This is a genomic window from Bacillus sp. N5-665, from assembly GCF_022637375.2.
GTDB classification, from domain to species: Bacteria; Bacillota; Bacilli; order Bacillales; family Bacillaceae_G; genus Bacillus_A; species Bacillus_A wiedmannii.
This window is the reverse complement of record NZ_CP093325.1, coordinates 3,308,807-3,332,909: the sequence shown is the minus strand read 5'-3', so window position 1 is coordinate 3,332,909 and position 24,103 is coordinate 3,308,807. Positions and strand designations below refer to the sequence as shown.

The window sequence follows — 24,103 nt, the reverse complement described above, 5'->3', positions numbered from 1 at the left end:
AATGAAAAAAATTTTATATACTAATTCATGTAAACGGTTTACTAGTTCGTATTTTACTAGAAACGAAGGGAAGATTCGCATGGAAACAAGGGGGAGAGTAATCGGGATTGATATCGGTACCACAAGTACAAAAACGGTTGTGTTCACAGAAAAAGGAAAAGTCGTTGCATCACATGCAGTTGATTATCCAATTATTCAACCAAAGGTCGGATGGGCTGAGCAAGATCCTGATGTAATATGTGCTGCTGTATACAAAACTGTAAGCGTTGCCATTGAAAAAGGTAACGTGTTACCAGAAGATATTGCTTCAATCGGTATTAGTACAGCAATGCACGCATTAATTGCAGTAGATGAAAACGGTGCACCATTAACGCGTTCTATCATTTGGGCAGATAATAGAAGTACGAAACAATCGGAAAAATTATTACAACATATGAATGGGCATGACATTTATAGACGAACGGGCACACCAATTCATCCGATGTCGCCGCTTTCTAAATTATTGTGGATGAAAGAGGAAGAGCCAGAATTATATAGGGGCGCTTATAAATTTATTTCCATTAAAGAATATGTTATTTATCAATTGTTTTCACGTTACGTAGTGGATTATTCAATAGCATCTGCTACTGGGTTATTTAATTTAGAAACATTAAACTGGGATGAAGATGTTTTAACGATGTTACATATGTCACCAGAACAATTATCAAAACCTGTGCCAACTACATATATTTTATCGGGTATGAAACCTGAATTAGCACAAAAGATGGGCATTCGTGAAGATACGCCAGTTGTTATTGGTGCAAGTGATGGTGTTCTTGCGAATGTAGGCGTTGGAGCAATATCGCCTGGCTCAGCTGCAATTACAATTGGTACAAGTGGTGCGGTTCGAACAATTTCATCAAGTGTTAATACAGATGAAAAAGGAAGAACGTTTTGTTATGCATTAACAGACGAGCACTGGGTGATCGGCGGACCAACGAATAACGGCGGAATATTACTGAGATGGTTACGTGATGAATTTGGTAGCCCAGAGCAAGAAGTAGCAAAAAAACTTGGCATTGATCCGTATGATTTATTAATTAAGTATGCGGAAAGTGTACCAGCTGGAGCGGGTGGATTGCTATTTTTACCGTTTTTATCTGGAGAGCGTGCACCTTACTGGAATGCAAATGCTCGTGGTACATTCTTTGGAATAAACCTTCAGCATAAACGAGAACATTTTATACGTGCAGTCATGGAAGGTGTTTGTATGAGCGTATATTCTGTTGCACTCGCAATCAGGGATTGTACAGGGCCACTTACTGAAATACGCGTTTCAGGAGGTTTTGCGAAATCTGCATTTTGGAGACAAATGTTATCCGATATGATGGGAAAAGAATTGCTTGTTCCTGAAAGTCATGAAGCATCTGCGCTTGGGGCAGCGGCAGTTGCTTTATATGCTGTAGGAAAAATTGATTCTCTTGAAGAGGTAAAGGATTGGATTGATATTGTTCATCATCATGTACCGAATAAAGAAAATACGGCTATATATTTAGAAATGTTTTATATGTATGAACGACTTTACAATCGCTTGAAAGAAGAATTTGATTGTATAGCTGCTTTCCAACGTAAACAATAGGGGGATTGGGAGAAATGGTAGTTGGAATCGTACTAGCGGCAGTTGTCATACTACTTTTACTTATTACAGTAGTAAAATGGCATCCGTTTGTCGCGTTAATTTTAACAGCAATTGGTGTAGGACTTGCAATGGGAATGCCATTGATTGGAACTTCACCAAAAGATCCAGGGATTATCGATTCTATTAAGCTAGGGCTTGGTAATACGTTAGGGTTTTTAGCGATAGTATTAGCATTAGGAACGATGCTTGGAAAAATGATGGCCGAATCTGGTGGTGCTGAACGAATTGCTAACACATTAATTAATCGTTTTGGGAAGAAACGTGTTCACTGGGCAATGATGTTCGTTGCATTTTTAGTGGGGATTCCAGTGTTTTTCCAAGTTGGATTTGTACTGTTAATTCCATTAGTATTTACAATTGCGTTAGAAACAGGGGTATCACTTATTACAATTGGTATACCACTAGTAGCAGGTTTATCTGTTGTACACGGACTTGTTCCGCCACATCCAGCAGCGATGGCAGCAGTAGGTATTTTTAAAGCAGATGTAGGGAAGACAATTTTATATGCTTTAATTGTCGGACTTCCAACTGCAATCATTTCAGGTCCGCTTTACGGGAAATGGATTGGTGCTCGTATACATAAAGAAGTACCATTAGATATAGCGGAGCAATTTATTGAAAGAGATAAGAAGAAGGAGCTTCCTAGTTTCGGAAATACATTGTTTACAATTTTACTTCCAGTATTTCTAATGCTAGGTGCATCAATTGCGGAAGTAGCACTAAACAAAACAAGTCAACTTGCACAAGTATTGCACTTTATTGGAGATCCAATCGTCGCGTTATTAATTGCAACGATATACTCTTTCTTTAGTCTTGGTTATGCAAAAGGTTTCTCAAAGGATAAAGTATTACAATTTACAAACGATTGCCTTGGGCCTATTGCGAACATACTGTTAGTTATTGGTGCAGGCGGCGCATTTAATAAAGTATTATTAGATTCTGGAATTGGAACGACAATCGCAGAAATGGCGAAAGAATCTCATATTTCACCGATATTATTAGGCTGGGGAATTGCGGCACTTATCCGAATTGCAACTGGATCGGCAACGGTTTCTATGATGACAGCAGCTGGTATTGTTGCGCCGATTGCAACAAGTACACCAGGTGTAAATGTTGAACTGCTAGCACTTGCAACAGGTGCAGGATCATTAATTTTATCACATGTAAATGATTCTGGATTTTGGATGATTAAAGAGTATTTTGGAATGACTGTGAAAGAAACATTATTAACATGGACTGCAATGGAGACGATATTATCTGTTGTAGCACTTGGACTAATTTCGTTATTAAATATATTTGTATAGAATGGGAGATTGATTAATATGAAACTAGGTTTAATTGGATTAGGAAAAATGGGATTCCCATTAGCAGAACATTTATATGAAGACAAGCATGAAGTAGTTGTATACGACGTTAATAAAGAGCTTGTTGAAAAGGCAGGTGCAATAGGGATTACTGCTCGTCATACATTAAAAGAAATGATTGCTGAACTAGAAGCTCCTCGTACAATCTGGGTAATGGTACCTGCGGGAGAAGTTGTTGAATCGGTACTAAAAGATGTATATCCATTATTAGAAGGAGGCGATATCGTTATTGAAGGCGGAAATTCATTCTATAAAGATACGTTACGCCGTGCGGAAGAAGCGGAAAGCTTTGGCTTACATTACGTAGATATCGGTACATCAGGTGGTGTAGAAGGAGCTAGATACGGTGCTTGCTTAATGGTTGGTGGAGAAAAAGAAATATATGATCAATTAGAACCTTTATTTAAAGATTTAGCAGTAGAGAATGGGTATTCATATGCAGGCCGCGTCGGAAGTGGTCATTTCTTAAAAATGGTTCATAACGGTATTGAATACGGTATGATGCAAGCAATCGCTGAAGGCTTTGAAGTGTTAGATAAAAGTGATTTTGATTTCAATTATGAAGATGTTGCAAAAGTATGGGCAAACGGATCGGTTATCCGCGGTTGGTTAATGGACTTAACTGAAAAGGCGTTTGCAGATGATCCAAAACTAGATGGTATTAAAGGTGTGATGAATTCTTCAGGAGAAGGGAAATGGACTGTGGAAACGGCACTTGAACTTCAAGCGGCAGCACCGGTAATCGCGATGTCATTATTTATGCGCTACCGTTCTCAAGAAGATGATACATTCCACGGAAAAGTAGTTTCAGCTCTTCGTAATCAGTTCGGTGGACATGAAGTTGTGAAAAAATAGGAAATGATTTTTGAAAAGAAACTTGTGCATAGGCGCAAGTTTCTTTTTTTATAGTGTAAGAAATCTCTAATTTAAAAATACCATTCAATCATTGTCTATTTGTACTGATTGTATCAAATATAAAAGGAAGCATGAAAGATGTCCCAACATAAAAATAAGAATAAATAAAATGAAATTTTCATAAATAGTAAAAGGATGATTATGTCATCAGTGTAGCTATGAAGTGGTGTTACATATGAAAAGAGCGTGTTAATAAAATATGGGGTGGTTAAATGGGAAATGAGCAAGTGAAGAATGCAGGGGAAGAAAAAAAGTTATGTCTTTGTATGATTGTTAAGAACGAGTCTAGAATTATGGAAAGATGTTTAAATGCTACAAAATCAATTGTAGACTTTGTTTCTATTTGTGATACGGGATCAACTGATCATACACCTGAAATTATTGAAAGTTGGTGTAAAGAAAATGAAATCCCAGGAACAGTTCATCATGAACCATTTAAAAACTTTGGTTATAACAGAAGTTTAGCTGTTTCATTGGCACAAAAAACATATCCAGAAGCAGATTATTTATTAATATTAGATGCAGATATGATATTAGAAGTTGATCCTGAGTTTGATAAGACTAGTTTAACGGAAGACCATTATCTTACATTGCAATATGATATTCATATTAAGTATTGGCTTACACGCCTTTTGAAAGCTTCTTTACCATGGAAATCTGTCGGTGTTACTCATGAGTATTGGGATATAGATCGTTCCAAAGTTGGTGCGAATTACAATACGAGAGTAGCAAGGTTAGAGACGCTTGTCGTTAACGACCCTGGGGATGGTGGGAGTAAAGCTGATAAATTTGAGAGAGATGAGAGATTGTTGTTAGAAGGGATTAATGATCCAGAAACAACGCCTGATTTGCATATAAGATATTTATTTTATTTAGCCCAAACTTATTTTCATCTAAGTCAATTTGAAGATTCGATTAAATGGTACAAAAAAAGAGTGGAAGCAGGGGGATGGGTTGAAGAAGTTTTCTATTCGTTATTGCGAATAGGATTTTGTTATGAACAATTAGCAAACCGTTCGGCAAATCAGCAACATGAAGTAACAGAAGCGGATGAAAAAGAAACTATGAAGAAGCAAGAAGAACAATATACAGCATTAGCAATTCTTTATTTTCAAAAAGCGTGGGAATATCGACCAACTAGGGCTGAGCCATTATACCAACTTGCAAGAATGTATCGATTAAAATCTCAAAATAATATTGCTTTGATGTATGCGTTGCAAGGGAAGGAAGTTCCTTTTCCGAATAATGATCTTCTATTTGTAGATTATCATGTGTATGATTACTTATTTGACTATGAGATTTCTATAAGTGCTTTTTATATACCGCATAAAAAACATTTAGGCGCAGTGTCACAAAAATTTTTGGAATCGAAAAAAGAAGAGTTACCGTTGCATATAGCAAATATGGTAGAAAGTAATGCGAAATTTTATTAAATACAATTTTGGTTAAAGGAGTAGTGGAGTAATAATGGAATTAATACGATGGGCGCTAGAACTAGGGGAATCTGTGCATGGAAATACGTATGAAGAATTGATGCCACTACTAGATTATTATTATGATCGTGATCATTTAAAAGCGTATTGTATTGCAAATCTTCTTTTAGATATGGACGTAGCAGATGAGCATCGGCAAAGAATTGAATTAAGAAGGTGCATTGCTGCTTATTATGCTGGATTATATAAAGTAGCAAAAAAACATGCAAATGAGCTTTTACTTAAATATCCGGATGTGGATTTGTATAAAAATAATTTAAGGCTAATGGAAGCTTATTTAAATAAAGAATATGATTATTGTCTTTTTATATGCCCAAAGACGTATGGTAGTTTCATAGATGTCGCGCGAGCTTTGAAATGGCGATTGGAGCAGGAGGGAAATACAGCAATTATTTCAGAAACAATACTAGAAAATGTGAAAAATACAATTGTTTTTGGAGCGCATACGTATGCACATAATCCAAATCTACTTCCGAAAAATGCAATTATTTATAATTTAGAACAACTATATGAAGGAAGCCCTTATGCACACCCACTTTATTTAATGTTATTAAAAGATAAGAAAATTTGGGATTATAGTAAACAAAATATAGAATGGTTAAAACAAAAAGGTGTAGGAACAGAAATAAAACATGTAGGAATGAACTACGCCCCAACTTTGGAAATAAAAAAAGATGCATTTGAAGATGAGGTGACTGAAGACATCGATATACTGTTTATAGGTGCTCTTAATCCGAGGCGGCAAGCTATTTTAGATCAATTAAAAGCAGTTGCCCCAAATTTAAATATTGTTTTTAAAAATAATGCGTGGGGAATTGTTAGAAATGAGTTGATTGCTAGGTCTAAAATTATATTAAATATTCATTTTTACTTATCAGGCATTCTTGAAACACCTCGAGTTTCTTATGCGGTGGCAAATAAGAAATTTATTATTTCGGAAAATAGTAATCGAGAGGACGAGATAGAGTGGCCAGGAATTGTGTTTACTCCATACGAAAAAATAATAGAAAGTATTATGAAATATGTAGCTTTACCAGAAGAGCGTATTAAATTAGCAGAAAAAGCGTATAACCATTTTGAAGCGAAAGGAAACATTGGCATACTGTGTCATAAAGAGGAGGAAAAGTAATTGTGAAGAACTCATACTTTCGTATGAGTTCTTTTTTTCGTCTATCATACTATTTTATCAAGCTAGTTCCCTCTTTATATTGTGTTTTGTATAGAAATTTCTGATAATATATAAGTATAACTGAAAAACAAAGGAGAGAAATAATTATGAAACTAGTCGTTATTAACGGTACGCCAAGAAAATTCGGTAGAACTCGTGTGGTGGCAAAATATATTGCTGATCAATTTGAAGGGGAGTTATACGATTTATCAGTAGAGGAACTGCCTTTATATAACGGGGAAGAATCACAACGTGAATTAGAAGCGGTAAAAAAATTAAAGACATTAGTGAAAACTGCAGACTGTGTAGTACTATGTACACCTGAATATCATAATGCAATGAGTGGGGCGTTGAAAAATTCGTTAGATTATTTAAGCAGTAGTGAATTTGTTCATAAACCTGTCGCATTACTTGCAGTTGCTGGAGGCGGTAAAGGTGGCATTAACGCATTAAACAATATGCGGATTGTTGCTAGAGGGGTGTACGCAAATGCAATCCCAAAACAAGTTGTGCTTGATGGACTTCATGTACAAGACGGTGAACTGGGAGAAGATGCAAAACCATTAATTCATGATTTAGTTAAAGAATTAAAAGCATATATGAGCGTATATAAAGAGGTGAAAAAACAACTAGGAGTTGAGTGATAAATTAATCGTATAAAAAATACTTCTGCCTTCCTATCTTTTTCTATATAATAAAAAGAAAGGGAGTGCAAACTTATTTATGAACAAATGGATTTTGCTTATAATCTTATTATTTCCACCACTGTACATTCTTTATATGACGTTTCGAATGAAGAAAGTTGCTCGTGAAAAATTGAGTAATCACTCTCCGTACGTTCTTATATTAGGTGCAAAGTTATTTGGAGATAGACCGTCATTATCTCTACAAAACCGTTTGGAAGTAGCGTTGGAATATTTATTTTCCCATCCTGAAGCGAAAGTAATTGTTTCAGGTGGTCAAGGAGAAGACGAAGATATACCAGAAGCTCACAGTATGAGAAACTATTTAATGGTACATGGTATAGATGAGAGTCGTATTTTAATAGAAGATCAATCTACAAATACGTATGAGAATGTAAAGTTTAGTATGGATTTATATGATGTGAAACATGCGGTAGTTGTAAGTAATACGTATCATTTATATAGAACGAAAATAATTGCAAAGCGTTTAGGCATGAAGATGGAGGCACTAGCTGCTGAAACACCAATGCGCTCTAAGAAAAAAATGTATGTACGTGAATATGCTGCAATAATGAAAACAATATTGTTCGACCGTTAGAGCTCAAATGTGGGCTCTTTTTTAATTATAAAGCGTATCATTTGAAATGAATGCCGTATTCCATCAAAATAAAGGAAACAACATTAAAGGAGCTGTATTTGTGATTCAATTTAATCATGTGTCAAAAGCGTATGAAGATGGCACGAAAGCAGTGGATTCATTGCATTTAGAAATTAATAAGGGAGAATTTTTTGTTCTCATTGGTCCGAGTGGTTGCGGGAAAACAACGACAATGAAAATGATTAACCGTTTAATTGAAACGACTGAAGGATCTATTTTAATCGATGGAAAAGATATTCAACAATATAATATTAATGAATTGCGTTGGAATATAGGATACGTATTGCAGCAAATCGCTTTGTTTCCGCATATGACAATTGCAGAAAACATTGCAGTTGTTCCTGAAATGAGAAAATGGAGCAAAGAAAAAATAAAAGCTCGTGTCGATGAGTTGCTACAGATGGTCGGGCTAGATCCAGACGTATATCGCGATCGTATGCCTGATGAATTGTCAGGAGGGCAAAAGCAGCGCGTTGGTGTCGTAAGGGCATTAGCCGCAAACCCGAAAATCGTTCTTATGGATGAACCGTTTAGTGCGTTAGATCCATTAAGTAGGGAACAGCTTCAGAAGGATATCGTACAATTGCAAAAAAAGATTCAAAAAACAATTGTGTTCGTAACACATGATATGCAAGAAGCATTATCGCTTGGAGATCGTATTTGTATTATGAAAGAAGGAAAAGTTGTTCAATTAGATACACCAGAAGGTATTATACATAATCCGAAAAATGAGTTTGTAGAGGAGTTCATTGGAAATCGTGGGCGGCCTTGGTATGAGGGGAAAAGTGTAGAAGATGTATTACCACTTGATAAAAGTATGCGGATAGAAGGGGATGCACTATCATTGCATTCTTCTTTACAAGAAGCATTAATTCGTGTACGAGCTGACGAAGTCGTTCCAGTTGAAGAAAATGGTCAATATGTTGGAGCTTTAACAAGTCGTCATATTGTTAATTACATTGTTGAACAAATGAAGGAAAGAGGCTAAACAGTGACTGATTTTATACAAACGTTCCAAGAGCGAAAAATAGAATTACTAACTGCATTAAGTGAGCATTTACAAATATCGCTTATTTCACTATTTTTTGCAGTAATTATTGCGGTGCCACTTGGCATTTTATTAACGAGAAAACAACGAATGGCTGAATTTATAATAGGAACTTCTGCAGTTATGCAGACTGTCCCATCACTGGCATTACTCGGACTTTTAATTCCGTTAGTAGGAATTGGAAAACTTCCGGCCATTATTGCATTAGTTGTGTATGCACTATTACCTATTTTACGAAACACATATACAGGAATAAGGGAGTTAGATGAATCTTTAATCGAGGCAGCGAGAGCTATGGGGATGAATAGCTGGAGAAGACTGTGGAATGTAGAACTTCCTCTTGCTTTACCAATTATTATGGCCGGTATTCGTACGGCGATGGTATTAATTGTTGGAACAGCTACATTAGCAGCTCTTATAGGTGCTGGTGGGCTCGGAAAACTCATATTACTTGGTATCGATCGAAATGATCATGCGCTTATCATTTTAGGGGCCGTACCAGCCGCGTTACTCGCTTTATTCTTTGATGTAGTACTTAGAGTGCTTGAGAGTCCAAAACGCTCTTCTAAGCGTATTATATTGACGATATGTATTACTTGTATAATGATTGCTTCTCCCTTTCTTTGGAACACACAAAAGAAAGATATTGTTATTGCCGGCAAACTTGGATCAGAACCTGAAATTTTAATTCAAATGTATAAGCAACTTATCGAACAAGATACCGATTTACACGTAGAATTAAAACCAGGTCTTGGAAAAACAGCATTTGTATTTGAAGCATTGAAATCAGGAGAAGTAGATATATACCCTGAATTTTCAGGAACAGCTTTATCTACTTTCGTGAAAGAAGAGCCAAAAAGTACAAATCGGGATGAAGTATATGAGCAGGCTCGCATTGGAATGGAAAAGAAATATAATATGGTTATGTTGAAGCCGATGGAGTATAACAATACATATGCACTAGCTATGCCGAAAAAAATAGCAGATCAAAATAATATAAATACAATTTCTGATTTAGGAAAAATGGCACAGGATGCTAAAGTAGGATTCACATTAGAATTTGCTGATCGTGAAGACGGTTATAAAGGAATGCAAAAATTATATAACTATAAGTTTTTAAATGTGAAAACGATGGAACCGAAACTACGTTATAGTGCAATTCAATCAGGGGATGTTAACGTAATCGATGCATATTCAACTGATAGTGAACTTGAGCAGTATGGACTTAAAGTGCTACAAGATGATAAAGGGTTATTCCCACCGTACCAAGGTGCACCACTATTAAGAAAAGAGACGTTACAGAAATATCCTGAACTTGAAAAAGTATTAAATACATTATCTGGGAAGATTACAGATGAAGAAATGCGAAAAATGAATTATGAAGTAAATGTGAATGGAAAAAGTAGTGAAGAAGTTGCGAAACAATTTTTACAAAAAGAGAATTTACTTCGTTAATTTTATAAGAAATATACAAATTTATATGTATGAAATGACCGTTCATTACAAAATGAACGGTTTTTTTGTGCATACTTATACATTTTTTCAAAAAAGTATTCCATTTTTCTTCATTTTCTTTTAGAATAAGTAATGTTTTCCTGAAAAAATATAAGAGAAACGTCTATTAGAGAAAAAGGTGACTTTAATAGTTGAACGAACATAACACCTAGAATGACAGATGGGGTGGTACAAATAGAAAAGAAGTTAGGGTTTTTTCCATTAATTGCATTAGTAGTCGGAACGATGGTTGGTGGCGGTGTTTTTAGTTTACCGCATGATTTAGCAGTAGGAGCGAATAGCGGCTCTATAATAATTGGTTGGTGTATTACAGCGATGGGAATGATTCCACTCGCGCTCGTATATCAAACGTTAGCAAGACAAAAACCGGAGCTTGAGGGCGGAATTTATAGTTATGCACGTGCTGGTTTCGGAGAATATATCGGATTTAACAGTGCTTGGGGATATTGGCTAGCAGGAATTTTAGGAAACGTTGCAACAATCATGTTACTGTTTAGTACATTAGGTTATTTCTTCCCCATTTTTAAAGGTGGAAATAATGTTGCGTCTATTGTTGGAGCATCACTTTTATTATGGACACTTCATTTTCTAATTTTATTTGGAATTCGTGAAGCATCTATTATGAATGTTATTGCAACGATAGGGAAATTAGTTCCAATCGTATTATTTATTGTTGTAATGGTAACAGCGTTTCGCTGGGATACGTTTACACATGATTTTTGGGGAGAAGGAACTATATCAGTTTCCTCTATACTTGGTCAAGTGAAAAATACAATGCTTGTAACTCTTTGGGTTTTCATTGGGGTTGAAGGAGCGGTTGTATTATCTGGTAGAGCGAAAAATAGCCGAGATGTTGGTAAAGCGACAGTACTTGGACTTATTTTAGTAATGTCTATTTATATTTTAATTTCTGTCTTGTCTATGGGAGCGATGACAAGAGGAGAGCTTTCCGTGTTAGAAACCCCATCAATGGGACATGTATTAGAACATGTTGTTGGGACATGGGGCGCAGTTGCGATTAACATTGGGTTAGTTGCTTCACTTGTAGGTACATTAATAGGCTGGTTTTTACTTGTTTCTGAAATTTCCCACGTAGCAGGAAAAGATGGCGTGTTTCCGAAAGTCTTTACGAAAACAAATAAAAAACAAACGCCACATATGGCATTATGGATCTCAAATTGCGTTGCCCAAATTATATTTATAATCGTTCTGTTTTCAGAATCAACATATCAAATTATGTATTTCATAGCTTCAACATCAATTTTAGTACCATATTTATTATCAGCGTTATTCCAATTCAAATTAGTTATTACAAACGAACTAAAAGATGCAAAAGTAAAAAACGGCTCGTTAGCTTTAATTGCTTCTATTTATTCTGTATGGCTTCTATATGCAGCAGGTTTGAAAAATTTATTACTTGTTTCAATCGTGTATGGAATCGGGATTATTGTTTACATGTATGCAAGAAAAGAAAAAGGAAATCGTTGTTTTAAAGGTATTGAGAGATATGTAATGTGGGCAATTGTTATCGCAGCTATCACATCACTTTATATGCTATTAACTGGAAATATAAAAATGTAAAAGTCCTTTTAAATAAAGGGCTTTTTTCTTTGTCTAGAGAATATTTAATACATAAGATATTCAGGAGGGATAAAAATGGAAGAAAAAGAACAGTTAACCAGAATTGTTGATTTAGCGAGTGAAGTAAGGAAAGTATTAGTGCAAGAATCCTTTTTTAATCACCATCCTGAACTACGAGGAGTGATTGAAAATTTAGCGAGTGCTGTAGAGAATTTGGCGGAATTACAGCAAAATACAGATGAAAACGCTGAAGATCGATTACGATATGTACTTGCTAAAATGAAAATTGCTCATAATGCCATTTTACAAGAGAAAAAAGCATTTCCATCTCATTAATATACGTTTTTATTTTGAACCTGGCGGATAACGTCAGGTTTTTTGTTTCTAGTTTTTCATTTCTTTCATACACTAAGAATAGTATGAAAAAAAGAAGGTGACGAAGGTGAAATTACATAAAGCTCTTCAGCCAAGTTTTATAAAAAGAATGTACTATATGAGGTTTATCGGAAAGTTTACAAAAGCAGAGAGAGAGAAGAATGGAGAGAATTTTTTTGTGCAATGCCTATCGCCAATACCATTCACGTTACAAGAGCAATTAAAAAATGAACCATACGTATTTGAAGGTTTATGTAGCAATAAAAAGAATGAAAAAGTCTTTTCGGAATTAAAGAAAAGAAAATTAGAAAAGCAATTGGTTATGTTTCGTCTCTATTATGAAAGAGGACATATATACGTGGAGTTAATTTGTGCGGAAGAACCACGAGAAATGGCCAATGGCTATAAAATGATTCCAGTACCTAAAGTTTCCGAATACAAAAAAGGAGAGTCTTTAGAAAGAAAACTTGGAAATGGCTATTTGTCATTTCTAATGCCAAAATATCCGAAAGACTTTGAGCCTCCCGAATTATTGTGGCACGATGGAAGGTTATATGGAAATATATCTTTAAAATCATCATCAATTAGTTCAATCGCCTATTTTGAACAGCAGCGGGAATGTAAGTATATAGACTTAAATGACTGGATGAAGTATGTGGAAATAGCGGTAGAAGATCAATTGTATTTTGTAAGCAATCACATGTATGAGCAATTAAAAAAACGAATGACTGAAGAAGGTAAGCATGTAGAAGTAGAGGAAATAAAAGTGCACAAGGATGAATGGGAATGGGATGAGCGTGAATCCGTCTTTTTACAGTATGTAAAAAGTTTTGTACGTAATAAAGGGCTATATTTGGATGAAACGGACATTTATAATTTCCATATAAGTGCGAAAACAAATATGTTGACGATTCTAGGTGGTATACCAGGCGCTGGGAAATCCCGATTTGTGCAAGCTTATGCAGAAGCACTTGGATTACAGTATGGGGAAGAATTGGTTTGGATTCCGATTTCACCATCGTATCAAGAACCACATGATTTACTTGGTTACCTTCACCCAAATGGTACTTTTATTGAAAGTGAAACAAAATTAGTTAGGGCGTTAATGAAGGCAAAAGAAAATCAAAATCAACTATATATAATCGTTTTTGATGAAATGAATATGTCGCATATTGAGCATTGGTTTACTCCATTTCTATCTGTTCTTCAACTTGAAAAGCAAAACCGTATTCTAAATTTGTATGAAGGTGTACAAGAAAAAGAAAATCCAATTCCATCAACAATTGAAATTGGTGAAAATATTATATTTGTAGGTACAGTAAATTTTGATGAAACAACGAAAGAACTCTCAGATCGATTATTAGATCGGACGAATTTAATAACGTTACAAAAGATTCCGTTTTGTGAGATGTGTATGGAACAAGAGAAAATTGTATTACAACCACCTCTGAAAGTAACTGCAGGAGAATTTCGTATAAGCTGGGTCAGGAATAAAGCGATGATTGAGGTGTTTTCTGAAGAAGAGTTAGAACTATTAGATAAGTTACATGTTGTATTGTCATCACATGATATGTCAAAGGGAATTTCATTTCGATGTGCAAACGCAATCGCTACTTACTTGCAAAATATACCGTTCCAAAATAATCATTCCTATATGATCAGTAGAGAAGAGGGATTTGATTTACAAATCAAGCAACGTGTATTGACGAAAATAAGAGGGACTGAAATGATGGTTGGGTCTTTACTTTCTGAAGACGTAAAAAGGGGGGCAACATTACTACCTCTTTTGCAATCGCCACTTGCAAACAGAGTATCTACATTTGAACACTCTTTAGCATATATAAGAGAAAAGCGTAGAGAACTGGAGCTGTATGGCTATGCAAAATGAAGGGCGATATGAAACAGAAATCGTTGATACGAAAGAAACGCTCCCTTTTGTATTAAAGTTAATCATTGGAACTGAGGCAAAAGGGGAATATATTTTATTAAATCGTCTTTGTACATCTACTACAGAATTAGTTCAATGTATTTATAAAGTACAAGAATTAAAACCAATTAGATTGCATTACCATTATGAAAGTCCAATGAATATTACTTTTATATGGAATAAAGTATATGAGGGACAGAAAAATATAAAAGAGTCAAAATATGAAATAAATGAAAAAAAACAAAAGGTATTAATATATGAACATGGAAAAACGGAATTCTTTTATCCATGGCGTTGTGGATTATATCATTTTGAAGTGAATATAGAAGATAGAACGTATTATGGCGCATTTCAAATCGTTCCCAAAAATTTTTTTGATGATCAATTTGAAATGATTCAAAACTATGTAAAGTCAATTTTGAATGAGTTGATTTTAGATAGAGGTTATTATAAAAAGACTTTCTCTGCACTTAGTGATATTGAAGATTCTTCTTATTTAGTGTTACTTAGAAAGTTGCCGCAAAAAATGAAAAAGATAAAGCAAATTTTCAAGAAAATAGAATCGAGTTCAAAATTTATACATGAATATAAATGGGAAGAACAGGAGCGGAAAGCGACGAGAAAAGGAGCCATAGTGGCGGAAAGAAAACCGTATGCAAAATATTATAATCGTAAGTTGATAGAACAAAAAAATAGTAAGGAAAATGCATTTCTTAAATTTAAAGCGATGCAATTTTATCTCTATTTACTTGAAGCGGAAAGTTTTTTGCGCCAAACAATTGAAATATTAGAAAGAGCAAAAAGGAAGAAATCAGAAGAATTTCAAGCTGTAAAAACGATTATACAAACAATTGAGCGTAATGGATCAGTGACCGATAGAGAGAAACAAAAATATAAAAATATACATTTACTAAAAGAGGCGGATTTGCGAAAAAGCTCTATGAAGATACAAGAATATAAAATATTAGCGCATTTTGTACATGAAAGTGTACAATACTTTCAAACTTTAATGCATTCTCCATTTTGGAGAGAAGTTTCCGAAACTGGTAACATGCACTCACATAATTTACCGATACCACATCAACAACTACTACAGCATTTAGATTTACTTCCACAATATACAGAACAATCTCCATCTTTATTATTTGTTTATAAACCAACATTTTTAGTGTATGAATATTACGCTTTTTTTATCGTTATTTCCATGTTAGAGCAAATTGGTTTTGAGGCTAGAAATTCCATTCGTGAACAAATTCAAGAACATTTTTATGTAGATGGATTACAGGATGGAACGACAGTAGTTTTACAACGAGATGATATTAGAGTACAAGTCGCATTTAATGATTTAATTGAAACTCATCCTCTTATTGCATTAAGTAAAGGGAGTAATTTTTATAATGGAGAAGATACGAAGAAGCCAGACATTCGCTTAGACTGTTATGTAAAGGAAGAAGGGAAATACGTATATCAATCTTCTATTATTATCGAAGTGAAGTATAGCCCCATGTACAATATTTTTCAGCACGTTGGAAATACGAAGGCAACTGAGCAAATGTATAAGTACTGGTCTATAAAATATGTAGAAGAACAGGATGGAAAGAGAGTCTATTATCGAAGGGCCATTTATGAAGTTATTTGTGTATATCCAGGAAGTCATATGCATAGTAAAAAAATTGAGTCTGGATGTGGTGTGTTCTTGCAATTATATCCATATAAAACGAAACAAGGGGAAGAGAAATTAGCCGGAAAACATGGAATGGTACAAATTTTTGAGAAGTGGTTAAAAAGCATGAAGAAGTAAAAAAATCCTTTTTTATAAAGGATTTTTTTAGATTAAGAAGAAATATATGCTGTATGGAAGGCAGCTTTATACGATTTGAATTTGAAAGTAATATAAATATATTGTTAGAAGAACGGTACATGAGGGATAAAAGACAATTAAGATGGAATTTAATTCATTTTGCAGAATATAATAAGTCATAAATATTTTTAGTTGCATACGAAGATTTGTTCTTATATGATAGATAGTGAAAGCGTTATCAAAAACAGAGCGGCGATGGGAAAGGCGGGTAAATATGTTCCAGCGTGTTCAAACAAAAGAAGAACATTTTTGGTTCGAGCAACTATGGGGAGATTTTTGTGAAGAAAGAAACTTAATGTTCGTAGAACGTAATTTAAATCCATCACGATTTTTATTAATAGAAGATGAACATCATATTGGTACAGTAGAATGTATTAAGTATACGGAACCAGAGCAATCGAATTCTGAGTTTTTCTATCCGTTTTCTAAAAATGATTTAGTGAAAGATTTGAAAAATGTGTATGAAATAGGCAAGTTAAGTATTGCGAAAACGTCTCGTGGGAGAGGACACTTCAAAAGACTAACAGCTATTTTATTTATGCATGCATTAGAAACGAAAGCAGAATGGTATATTGCAGCAGTGACAAAAAGAATGTATATGTATTTATTAACACTCGGTTTCCCAATTGAACCGGTAGATAAGCCATTTCAGTTTCATGATACTTTACAAGGTGTACCAGTGCGAATTCATGCCCGAAAAGGGGCTACGCATTTGTATTCTTTAAAAGAATTTCGAGATGTGATTCAAGGGAATGCTCATGCACAGGCATTAATCGCAGAATACAGTAAAAATATTATGTTAACAAAATAAAGCGAAATGAATATATATAATAAAGAGAATGCTATTTTAATATGAAGTCTTTCTTCATGAAAAAAGACCCTTATTATTTTAATAAGGGTCTAAAAATTATAATCCAAATATACTAAAAATCATTTTGCGGCGCTTCGGCTTCTTTTCTCGTTCATATGTTGGTTTTGAATCGGGAGTAATATATATTGGTTCTTCTTTCTTGAGGGAAGCTTCTAGCTTTTGAATCCGCTCTAACATTTCCTCCATTTCACGGCGATGTTGTAAAAGTTGGTACGTAACAACATCATTTGCCTTATCTTGCATTTGTTCTTCCATTCGATCTAGCCTTCTCGTAATAGTGTTTAATTGAGCTGCTAATTGCTCAAATTCATGTGATGATTTGTTTTGAACAATTGTATTTACTTGAGTTTTTAATTCTTCAACATCATTTGATGATGTTTTTTGAGTAGGGTGAGAGTTTTGAGACTGCTCTATTTGTAAAAGATGGAATTCTAACATTTGATCTAAATCTTCTTGTGTGAAAATAAAGTGACCATATTTATTTTTTTCTATCGTAAGATTTAATTGTTGTGCAATCCGGACAACAGCCTTTGGGCTAACACCTAATTTTTTTGCGATAAATGGTGTTTTATATTCCAAAATAATCCCTCCTATATATATCCTGTTGAATGATTTCGATCTATGAAGGAAGTTCCCTTCTAGTGTGACAAAAGAAGTGTGGAATCGGCAAAGAAAGTGTTTTTTCACGAAATGAAGCTGTGAAGAATATATCGTTTATATAAAATGTTTTATCTTAAGATTTAGAACTATTTGACTAAGGGAAATGAATTAGATTATCATAATGATAAATATCTTTTTTATGTATGCATATAATATATAAAAAGGTGGTTGCTAATGTAGAATTTTGTTAGAGTATTAGAATGCTTACTTCACTTGAATAAAATTAAGTAGGAGGTGGCTTCCTTGCTTACAATGTAAGTAAGGAGAAGTATTTGGACATATATAGTATAAGTATAGTGATTGTTTTAATTGCCTTAACGGCATTTTTCGTTGCAGCAGAATTTGCAATTGTTAAAGTGCGAAGTTCACGAATTGACTATTTAATTGCAGAAGGAAATAATCGCGCAACATCTGTCAAAACAGTCATTACAAACTTAGACGAATATTTATCTGCTTGTCAGCTAGGAATAACAGTTACAGCTCTGGGGATTGGGTGGTTTGGTAAACCGGCGTTAAAGCAAATGTTTGACACGCTTTTTGCAAATTTGAACATTTCTACTCAACTAGCAGACATGTTTGCTGTAATTTTAGTGTTTTTGTTTATTACATTTTTACATGTTGTAATAGGGGAATTGGCCCCAAAAACATTCGCGATTCAAAAAGCTGAACAAGTGAGTTTGTTTGTTGCTAAACCATTAATTTTCTTTTATCGTATGGCGTTTCCATTTATTTGGCTATTAAATGGATCAGCCCGCATTATTACGAAGTTGTTAGGGCTGAAACCACCGAAAGGGCACGATGAGGTTCATTCAGAAGAAGAATTACGGTTATTAGTTTCAGAAAGTTACAAAAATGGAGAGATTAATCAGTCTGAATATAAATATGTAAATAAAATTTTTGAATTTGATGATCGTATAGCGAAAGAAATAATGGTACCCCGAACTGAGATGCATATTATAAGTAAAGAAATGCCTGCTGAAGAAGCTTTGCAAAAAATGTCTCGGGAAAAATATACGAGATATCCAGTTGTAGATGGGGACAAAGATCACGTAATAGGCTTTGTAAACTTTAAAGATATTTTCACAGATTTTGTGCAGCATAATGCAGTAAGTAATAAGAAAGTAGAGCAATATATTAGGCCAATCATTTTAGTTATCGACTCTATCCCAATACACGACTTATTTTTAAAAATGCAAAAAGAAAGAACACATATTGCTATATTGATAGATGAATATGGTGGTACGTCTGGACTTGTTACAGTTGAAGACATTTTAGAAGAAATAGTGGGAGATATTCAAGATGAGTTTGATACGGATGAACAGCCAGAAATTCAAAAAGTTAGTGAAACGAAAACAATACTAGAGGGAAAAGTGCTTGTTAGTGAAGTGAATACGTTATTAGGTTTAACGATTGATGATAATGGTGTTGATACAATTGGTGGTTGGATTTTAACGAAGAATATAGAAATTGCTGAAGAGGATTTCATTGAAATTGAAAATTATAAGTTTTGTGTAAAAGAATTAGATGGACACTATATAAAGAGATTAGAAGTAACAAAAACTGTAGAATCAATTGTTATTTTAGAAGATGAAAAACAAATTCCATTTCAAGAACAAATTAGTTCGTAGACTCTGCTATATGGCAGGGTTTTTTTGAGCATAATGTTTTTGGCAGAATAAGTGCTATGATACAATGACATAAGTCAGACCTTTCACTAGGTGAAATATTGTTGTAAACATATATTTGGAAGGGGAAGAATTATGAAAAAGCATTTATATATAAATGGAGATTGGAAGCCTGTAAACACTTATAAACCATTATACGCACCATATTCTGAAGAAACGTTAGCGGAAATTGCACAAGGAACGGAAGAAGATGTACAAGAGGCTGTTACTGCTGCAAAAAATGCAATGAAAAAAATGAATACATTATCTGCATATGATCGTGCGACTATTTTAGAGAAGGTTGCACAAAAAATGGATGAAAGAAGAGAAGAATTTGCAGAGATTATTGCAAAAGAGGCTGCAAAACCAATTCGTGCTGCGAGGGGAGAAGTAGATCGTACCGTTCAGACATACAAATTTGCAGCGGAAGAAGCGAAGCGTATATACGGTGAGACACTGCCACTTGATGCAGCACCTGGTGCAGATGGGCGTATTGCATACACAATACGAAAACCGATAGGGGTTATAGGAGCTATTACACCATTTAATTTCCCATTAAATTTAGTGGCGCATAAAGTCGGCCCTGCAATTGCTGCCGGAAACACAGTTGTGTTAAAACCAGCTGATCAAACGCCATTATCGTCTTACGCATTAGTTGAATTATTTGAAGAGGCAGGATTGCCAAAAGGAGCTTTAAATATTATTTCTGGTCCCGGTTCAACTGTAGGTGAGGCGATAGTTACAAATGATGATGTTGCTTCCATTACTTTTACGGGAAGTCCGAAAGTTGGAATTGGAATTAAGGCAAAGGCTGGGTTAAAGCGAGTTACATTGGAACTAGGATCAAATGCTGCTGTAATTATTGATGAAGATGTAGAATTAGCAGATGAATTAATTGAACGTGTAAAATGGGGAGCATTTGTAAACAATGGACAAGTTTGTATTTCGGTACAACGTGTTTTTGTACATGAAAAGAGAATGGATGAATTTCTTTCAAAGCTAAAGAAAGCGATGGAAACAGTTGTTGTTGGGGATCCATTGCTGGAAGAAACGGATGTATCGGCTTTAATTTCGAAAAAAGATGTAGAGCGAATAGAAATGTGGGTGCAAGAAGCTATTAAGGAAGGGGCAGCTGTTTTATACGGTGGTAAGAAACGTGATGCAAGGATTTTTGAACCAACTGTATTAACAAATGTTCCAGAGTATGTATCTGTTCAGTGCCAAGAAGTATTTGGTCCACTCATGACAGTAAATACATTTAAAGAATTTGATGAAGCGATAGAGCAAGTAAATCATTCACGTTACGGCCTACAAGCAGGTGTGTTTACAAATAATTTGTTTAAAGCAATGCGTGCAATTGATGAGCTTGAAGTTGGTGGTGTCATGATAAATGATATTCCAACGTTTAGGGTAGATCATATGCCTTACGGTGGTGTGAAAGAAAGCGGTACGGGGCGTGAAGGAATTAAATATGCAATAGAAGAAATGACAGAAATGAAATTAGTGTGTATTAAAAAATAAAGTAGATTAAGCTTAAACAAAACAATAAAAAACGAGAAGGAAATGTTTACGATTCCATACTCGTTTTTTATTGTTTGTTTTACGTTTTTCAGAACGATTTCATTTAATCAAGTGTACCTTTTATTTCATTTCTTGTTTGAAAATAGCATCTTCTACATAAATTTGTTCTTTGTCAATAGCGGTGCTATGAGATAATACTAAACCGATTGGTGTTTCTATGCCTTTATTTTGAACAATTGTAAAAGGAACATTTTTTTCATTTGCTAATTTAATGTATTTTGATAAATGTGGGTAAGCAATGCCACCATTTAGGAATATTTGTAATGATTGAGAAGAGCGCATGCTACTAGCTACTTCAGAATATACATTACTTTGCATTACTTGACCGATAGTTAAAGCGATTTCTACACGCTCACGTAATGTAGTTAAATACATATTACGTTCTTCTGGTTTGTTCTGCTTTTGGCCGTAAATGCCTTCTTGGAGATAATCTTCCACATTTTTATTTACCATATTTTTCACACCTTTCATTTTCTATTGTACGAAAGAATGAAGCAGGATGCAAAAAAAGTCGCATCGAATGTAAAAAAATTTGAATGAAAGGAAGGAAAATGGAATGTATCAATTTAAACTTTTAATAAAGACATTAAAAATTTTATCAACACATATTAACAAAATGTGACAATAATCTATTAACGAATCGCATTTTTTGTGTTAATATTCAAAATATAAAGGGTATTCGTCGCATGGAAATGGAGGGAATGGGGGTTTTTCCAATCGATAAGGATATTAAAGAAGTATTTTGTTCGCACTTGAAAAACAACAGGCACCAATTCGTTGAGAACTGGAAAAACAAAATGATAATTTCCGATAAAGATCCATATAAACTAGAAGCAGTTCAAAATGGAGAGGATTTATTAGAGTTAATTATCGAACTTACTATGGAAGAAAAAGATATAGATTATCTTCAGCCATTATGCGAGAAAATTGCTATTGAACGTGCAGGGGCAGATGCGAATATTGGAGATTTTGTTTATAATGCAAATGTGGGAAGAAATGAACTTTTCGAAGCGATGTGTGAATTAGATGTTAGCGCACGTGAATTGAAACCGATTATGGCCCAAATACATACTTGTTTTGATAAATTAATTTATTATACTGTTTTAAAATACTCGGAAATTATATCAAAAAATTTAGAGGAAAAACAGCAATATATTAACGAAACACATAAAGAAAGGCTGACGATTTTAGGGCAAATGTCAGCAAGTTTTGTACATGAATTCCGTAACCCACTCACTTCAATTATGGGATTTGTTAAATTATTAAAAGCAGATCATCCAAGTTTATCGTATTTAGATATTATTTCGCATGAATTAGACCAGTTAAATTTTCGTATTTCGCAATTTTTACTCGTATCGAAAAAAGAAATGTGGAATGAATCAGAACGATTTTGGCTTAACGATTTGTTTCAAGATATTATACAGTTCTTATATCCGAGTTTGGTCAATGCAAATGTTTCGATTGAAAAGAATTTACCGTATCAAATTCCACTTGTTGGCTATCGGAGTGAAGTGAGACAAGTATTTTTAAATATATTAATGAACTCAATTGACGCTCTAGAATCAATGAAAGAAGAACGGAAAATTATCATTGATGTATTTGAAGAAGATCAATCGATTCGAATTGTGATAAAAAATAATGGGCCAATGATTCCAGCTGAAAGTGTAGAAACGATTTTTGAACCATTTGTAACTACTAAAAAGTTAGGAACTGGTATTGGATTATTTGTATGTAAACAAATTGTAGAAAAACATAATGGGTCCATCATGTGCCGTTCAGATAACGAATGGACAGAATTTCAAATTGTATTTCAAAAATAAACAGTCTACACCAAATGAATGGTGTAGACTGTTTTAATTTGTAAGTATAACGGCTTCTAATTTAGGATCTTTCGCTGAATAACCTAAAAGTGAAATTGTATATATGATGTTCGGTTCGACTTTGAAATTCGGTATAGTTAGTAAGACGCTGGGATTATCGGCGAGTGAAACTTCAATATCTGCTGTACCAGGACTAACTTCTAAAAAATCTGTTATTTGTTTAAAGAGTACATTTTCAAATAAATGATCTCCACCTTTTAAATCTACATTTACAACAGGGGTATCTGGAGAAAAATGTGCAAAACGCATTTTTGCTTGACCAGCTGGTAAATGTGTATTATCAAGCATAGGTTGTAATTGTAGATGATTGTCACTATTTATTGCAGCAAAAGTATAAGTGTGATTCCCCATTATTGGTACTAAAGCTGAAAAGATGGGAGTTTCATTTCCAACTGGGACAATATCTATACGGTATTTACCTTGCACTAATGTTAAATAGGGACTAAATTGTTTAAATGAAATATTTTTAATAACCTTTTGCCCGTTTACTAAAATGTCAACCGCAGGTGTATTTGAAGCAGAGTGAAAAAAACGTATGTGTGACGGTAAAGCAGCTTCTTGTGAATCTCTTTTTTCATACGCCTGTACAAGTTTCGTAAGCGCGTCGTAATATTTCATATATAGTTCTACATATTTTTTCGGATTATTAAATTGATAGTAACGAGCGAGCTGTTCGTAACGTGCAGCTTCTTGTCCATATTTTTCGATTTCAGATTGAGACATGAATATTCCTCCTTTGTCATCATTAAAACTATATGCTTAACAAGAAAGAGGTTATGCGAAAAAATTGTTTTTTGAAGGAGAAAAGTTGAAAATTAATAAAGAGTATTGCTTATGGATAAGTGTTTTTTAGGCGAAAGAGCCTTATAATTTTCTAGAGTATACAGCAATATATCATCTATGTTGGATGATGATGTACCGATTACAATGTATATTTCGAAATAAAAAACCTTAAGAGCGTATGAAGTAACATATCGAAAACATGTCCAAAAATCCTTAGGAAACTAGGGATTTTTTTAATAATGGGCAAATACACATACAAAGTGATAATTGTCCTACATAAATTATAAAGGAAAGGTAGTTTAAATATAAGGAAAGGAATGAAATATTGGGATGGGGATATCCCAAAAGGAATTGTGAATGGAGTTATGGACGATTTTGTGCTTTAGGATGTAGGATGA

General features: G+C 34.2%; 20 protein-coding genes. 17 read left to right on the top strand and 3 right to left on the bottom strand.

The window, feature by feature from the left end; translation table 11 throughout:
* Nucleotides 1-79 precede the first annotated feature (79 nt).
* The 14 genes from gntK to MNO09_RS19595 all read left to right on the top strand — a co-directional run bounded on the left by gntK (nucleotide 80) and on the right by MNO09_RS19595 (nucleotide 17,077).
* Entirely contained in the window at nucleotides 80-1,618 is a 1,539-nt protein-coding gene (gene gntK / locus MNO09_RS19660; RefSeq protein ID WP_000450012.1) for a gluconokinase, read from the top strand.
* Nucleotides 1,619-1,632: 14 nt separating this feature from the next.
* The gene (locus MNO09_RS19655) at nucleotides 1,633-2,982 is read left to right on the top strand and encodes a GntP family permease (protein ID WP_000260206.1); all 1,350 of its coding nucleotides are present in this window, start codon (nucleotides 1,633-1,635) and stop codon (nucleotides 2,980-2,982) included.
* A gap of 18 nt (nucleotides 2,983-3,000) precedes the next feature.
* Nucleotides 3,001-3,897, top strand: a complete 897-nt coding sequence (gnd, locus tag MNO09_RS19650) for a phosphogluconate dehydrogenase (NAD(+)-dependent, decarboxylating) (RefSeq protein ID WP_000765990.1) — start codon at nucleotides 3,001-3,003, stop codon at nucleotides 3,895-3,897.
* 272 nt (nucleotides 3,898-4,169) lie between these two features.
* Nucleotides 4,170-5,390: a tetratricopeptide repeat-containing glycosyltransferase gene (locus MNO09_RS19645; protein WP_000526208.1), complete on the top strand. Its 1,221-nt coding sequence runs from the start codon at nucleotides 4,170-4,172 to the stop codon at nucleotides 5,388-5,390.
* Nucleotides 5,391-5,424: 34 nt separating this feature from the next.
* Nucleotides 5,425-6,579: a CgeB family protein gene (locus MNO09_RS19640; RefSeq protein ID WP_000420438.1), complete on the top strand. Its 1,155-nt coding sequence runs from the start codon at nucleotides 5,425-5,427 to the stop codon at nucleotides 6,577-6,579.
* A gap of 146 nt (nucleotides 6,580-6,725) precedes the next feature.
* Nucleotides 6,726-7,262 carry an NADPH-dependent FMN reductase gene (locus tag MNO09_RS19635; protein ID WP_000780363.1) on the top strand — a complete coding sequence of 179 codons (537 nt, stop codon included), beginning with the start codon at nucleotides 6,726-6,728 and terminating at the stop codon, nucleotides 7,260-7,262.
* A 79-nt stretch (nucleotides 7,263-7,341) separates the two neighbouring features.
* Nucleotides 7,342-7,899, top strand: coding sequence for a YdcF family protein (locus MNO09_RS19630; RefSeq protein ID WP_001045782.1), 558 nt, complete (start codon nucleotides 7,342-7,344; stop codon nucleotides 7,897-7,899).
* Between the two features lie 100 nt (nucleotides 7,900-7,999).
* Entirely contained in the window at nucleotides 8,000-8,947 is a 948-nt protein-coding gene (locus MNO09_RS19625; protein WP_000614066.1) for an ABC transporter ATP-binding protein, read from the top strand.
* A gap of 3 nt (nucleotides 8,948-8,950) precedes the next feature.
* Entirely contained in the window at nucleotides 8,951-10,462 is a 1,512-nt protein-coding gene (locus MNO09_RS19620; protein ID WP_000129148.1) for an ABC transporter permease/substrate-binding protein, read from the top strand.
* Nucleotides 10,463-10,675: 213 nt separating this feature from the next.
* Complete coding sequence (locus MNO09_RS19615; RefSeq protein WP_000129472.1) at nucleotides 10,676-12,103, top strand: basic amino acid/polyamine antiporter; 1,428 nt, start codon at nucleotides 10,676-10,678, stop codon at nucleotides 12,101-12,103.
* Between the two features lie 75 nt (nucleotides 12,104-12,178).
* A complete protein-coding gene (locus MNO09_RS19610) occupies nucleotides 12,179-12,439 on the top strand; it encodes a hypothetical protein (RefSeq protein WP_000391452.1) in 261 nt (86 codons plus the stop codon).
* Nucleotides 12,440-12,545: 106 nt separating this feature from the next.
* Nucleotides 12,546-14,366 (top strand): DUF8727 domain-containing protein, encoded by a 1,821-nt coding sequence (locus tag MNO09_RS19605; RefSeq protein WP_064477338.1) that lies wholly within the window; start codon nucleotides 12,546-12,548, stop codon nucleotides 14,364-14,366.
* The gene (locus MNO09_RS19600; RefSeq protein ID WP_088046805.1) at nucleotides 14,356-16,206 is read left to right on the top strand and encodes a hypothetical protein; all 1,851 of its coding nucleotides are present in this window, start codon (nucleotides 14,356-14,358) and stop codon (nucleotides 16,204-16,206) included. The genes MNO09_RS19605 and MNO09_RS19600 overlap by 11 nt, the downstream gene beginning before the upstream one ends.
* Nucleotides 16,207-16,480: 274 nt before the next feature.
* On the top strand, nucleotides 16,481-17,077 hold the full coding sequence (locus tag MNO09_RS19595) for a hypothetical protein (protein WP_000487799.1): 597 nt from the start codon (nucleotides 16,481-16,483) through the stop codon (nucleotides 17,075-17,077).
* A 96-nt stretch (nucleotides 17,078-17,173) separates the two neighbouring features.
* On the opposite strand, the gene racA is transcribed toward MNO09_RS19595, so the two are convergent.
* Nucleotides 17,174-17,716, bottom strand: coding sequence for a chromosome-anchoring protein RacA (gene racA, locus MNO09_RS19590; RefSeq protein ID WP_064477336.1), 543 nt, complete (start codon nucleotides 17,714-17,716; stop codon nucleotides 17,174-17,176).
* A gap of 353 nt (nucleotides 17,717-18,069) precedes the next feature.
* On the opposite strand from racA, the gene MNO09_RS19585 reads away from it, so the two are divergent.
* A complete protein-coding gene (locus MNO09_RS19585; RefSeq protein WP_064477335.1) occupies nucleotides 18,070-19,425 on the top strand; it encodes a hemolysin family protein in 1,356 nt (451 codons plus the stop codon).
* Nucleotides 19,426-19,557: 132 nt separating this feature from the next.
* The gene (locus MNO09_RS19580) at nucleotides 19,558-20,982 is read left to right on the top strand and encodes an aldehyde dehydrogenase family protein (RefSeq protein WP_064477334.1); all 1,425 of its coding nucleotides are present in this window, start codon (nucleotides 19,558-19,560) and stop codon (nucleotides 20,980-20,982) included.
* 120 nt (nucleotides 20,983-21,102) lie between these two features.
* Here MNO09_RS19580 and MNO09_RS19575 read toward each other — a convergent pair whose 3' ends face one another.
* On the bottom strand, nucleotides 21,103-21,495 hold the full coding sequence (locus tag MNO09_RS19575) for a YueI family protein (protein WP_064477333.1): 393 nt from the start codon (nucleotides 21,493-21,495) through the stop codon (nucleotides 21,103-21,105).
* 233 nt (nucleotides 21,496-21,728) lie between these two features.
* Here MNO09_RS19575 and MNO09_RS19570 point away from each other — a divergent pair, with 233 nt between their 5' ends.
* Nucleotides 21,729-22,862 (top strand): BA2291 family sporulation histidine kinase, encoded by a 1,134-nt coding sequence (locus MNO09_RS19570; protein ID WP_081257457.1) that lies wholly within the window; start codon nucleotides 21,729-21,731, stop codon nucleotides 22,860-22,862.
* A gap of 33 nt (nucleotides 22,863-22,895) precedes the next feature.
* Here the strand turns inward: MNO09_RS19570 and MNO09_RS19565 are convergent, their stop codons facing one another.
* Nucleotides 22,896-23,645, bottom strand: a complete 750-nt coding sequence (locus MNO09_RS19565; protein ID WP_064477332.1) for a DUF4397 domain-containing protein — start codon at nucleotides 23,643-23,645, stop codon at nucleotides 22,896-22,898.
* Nucleotides 23,646-24,103: the final 458 nt, after the last annotated feature.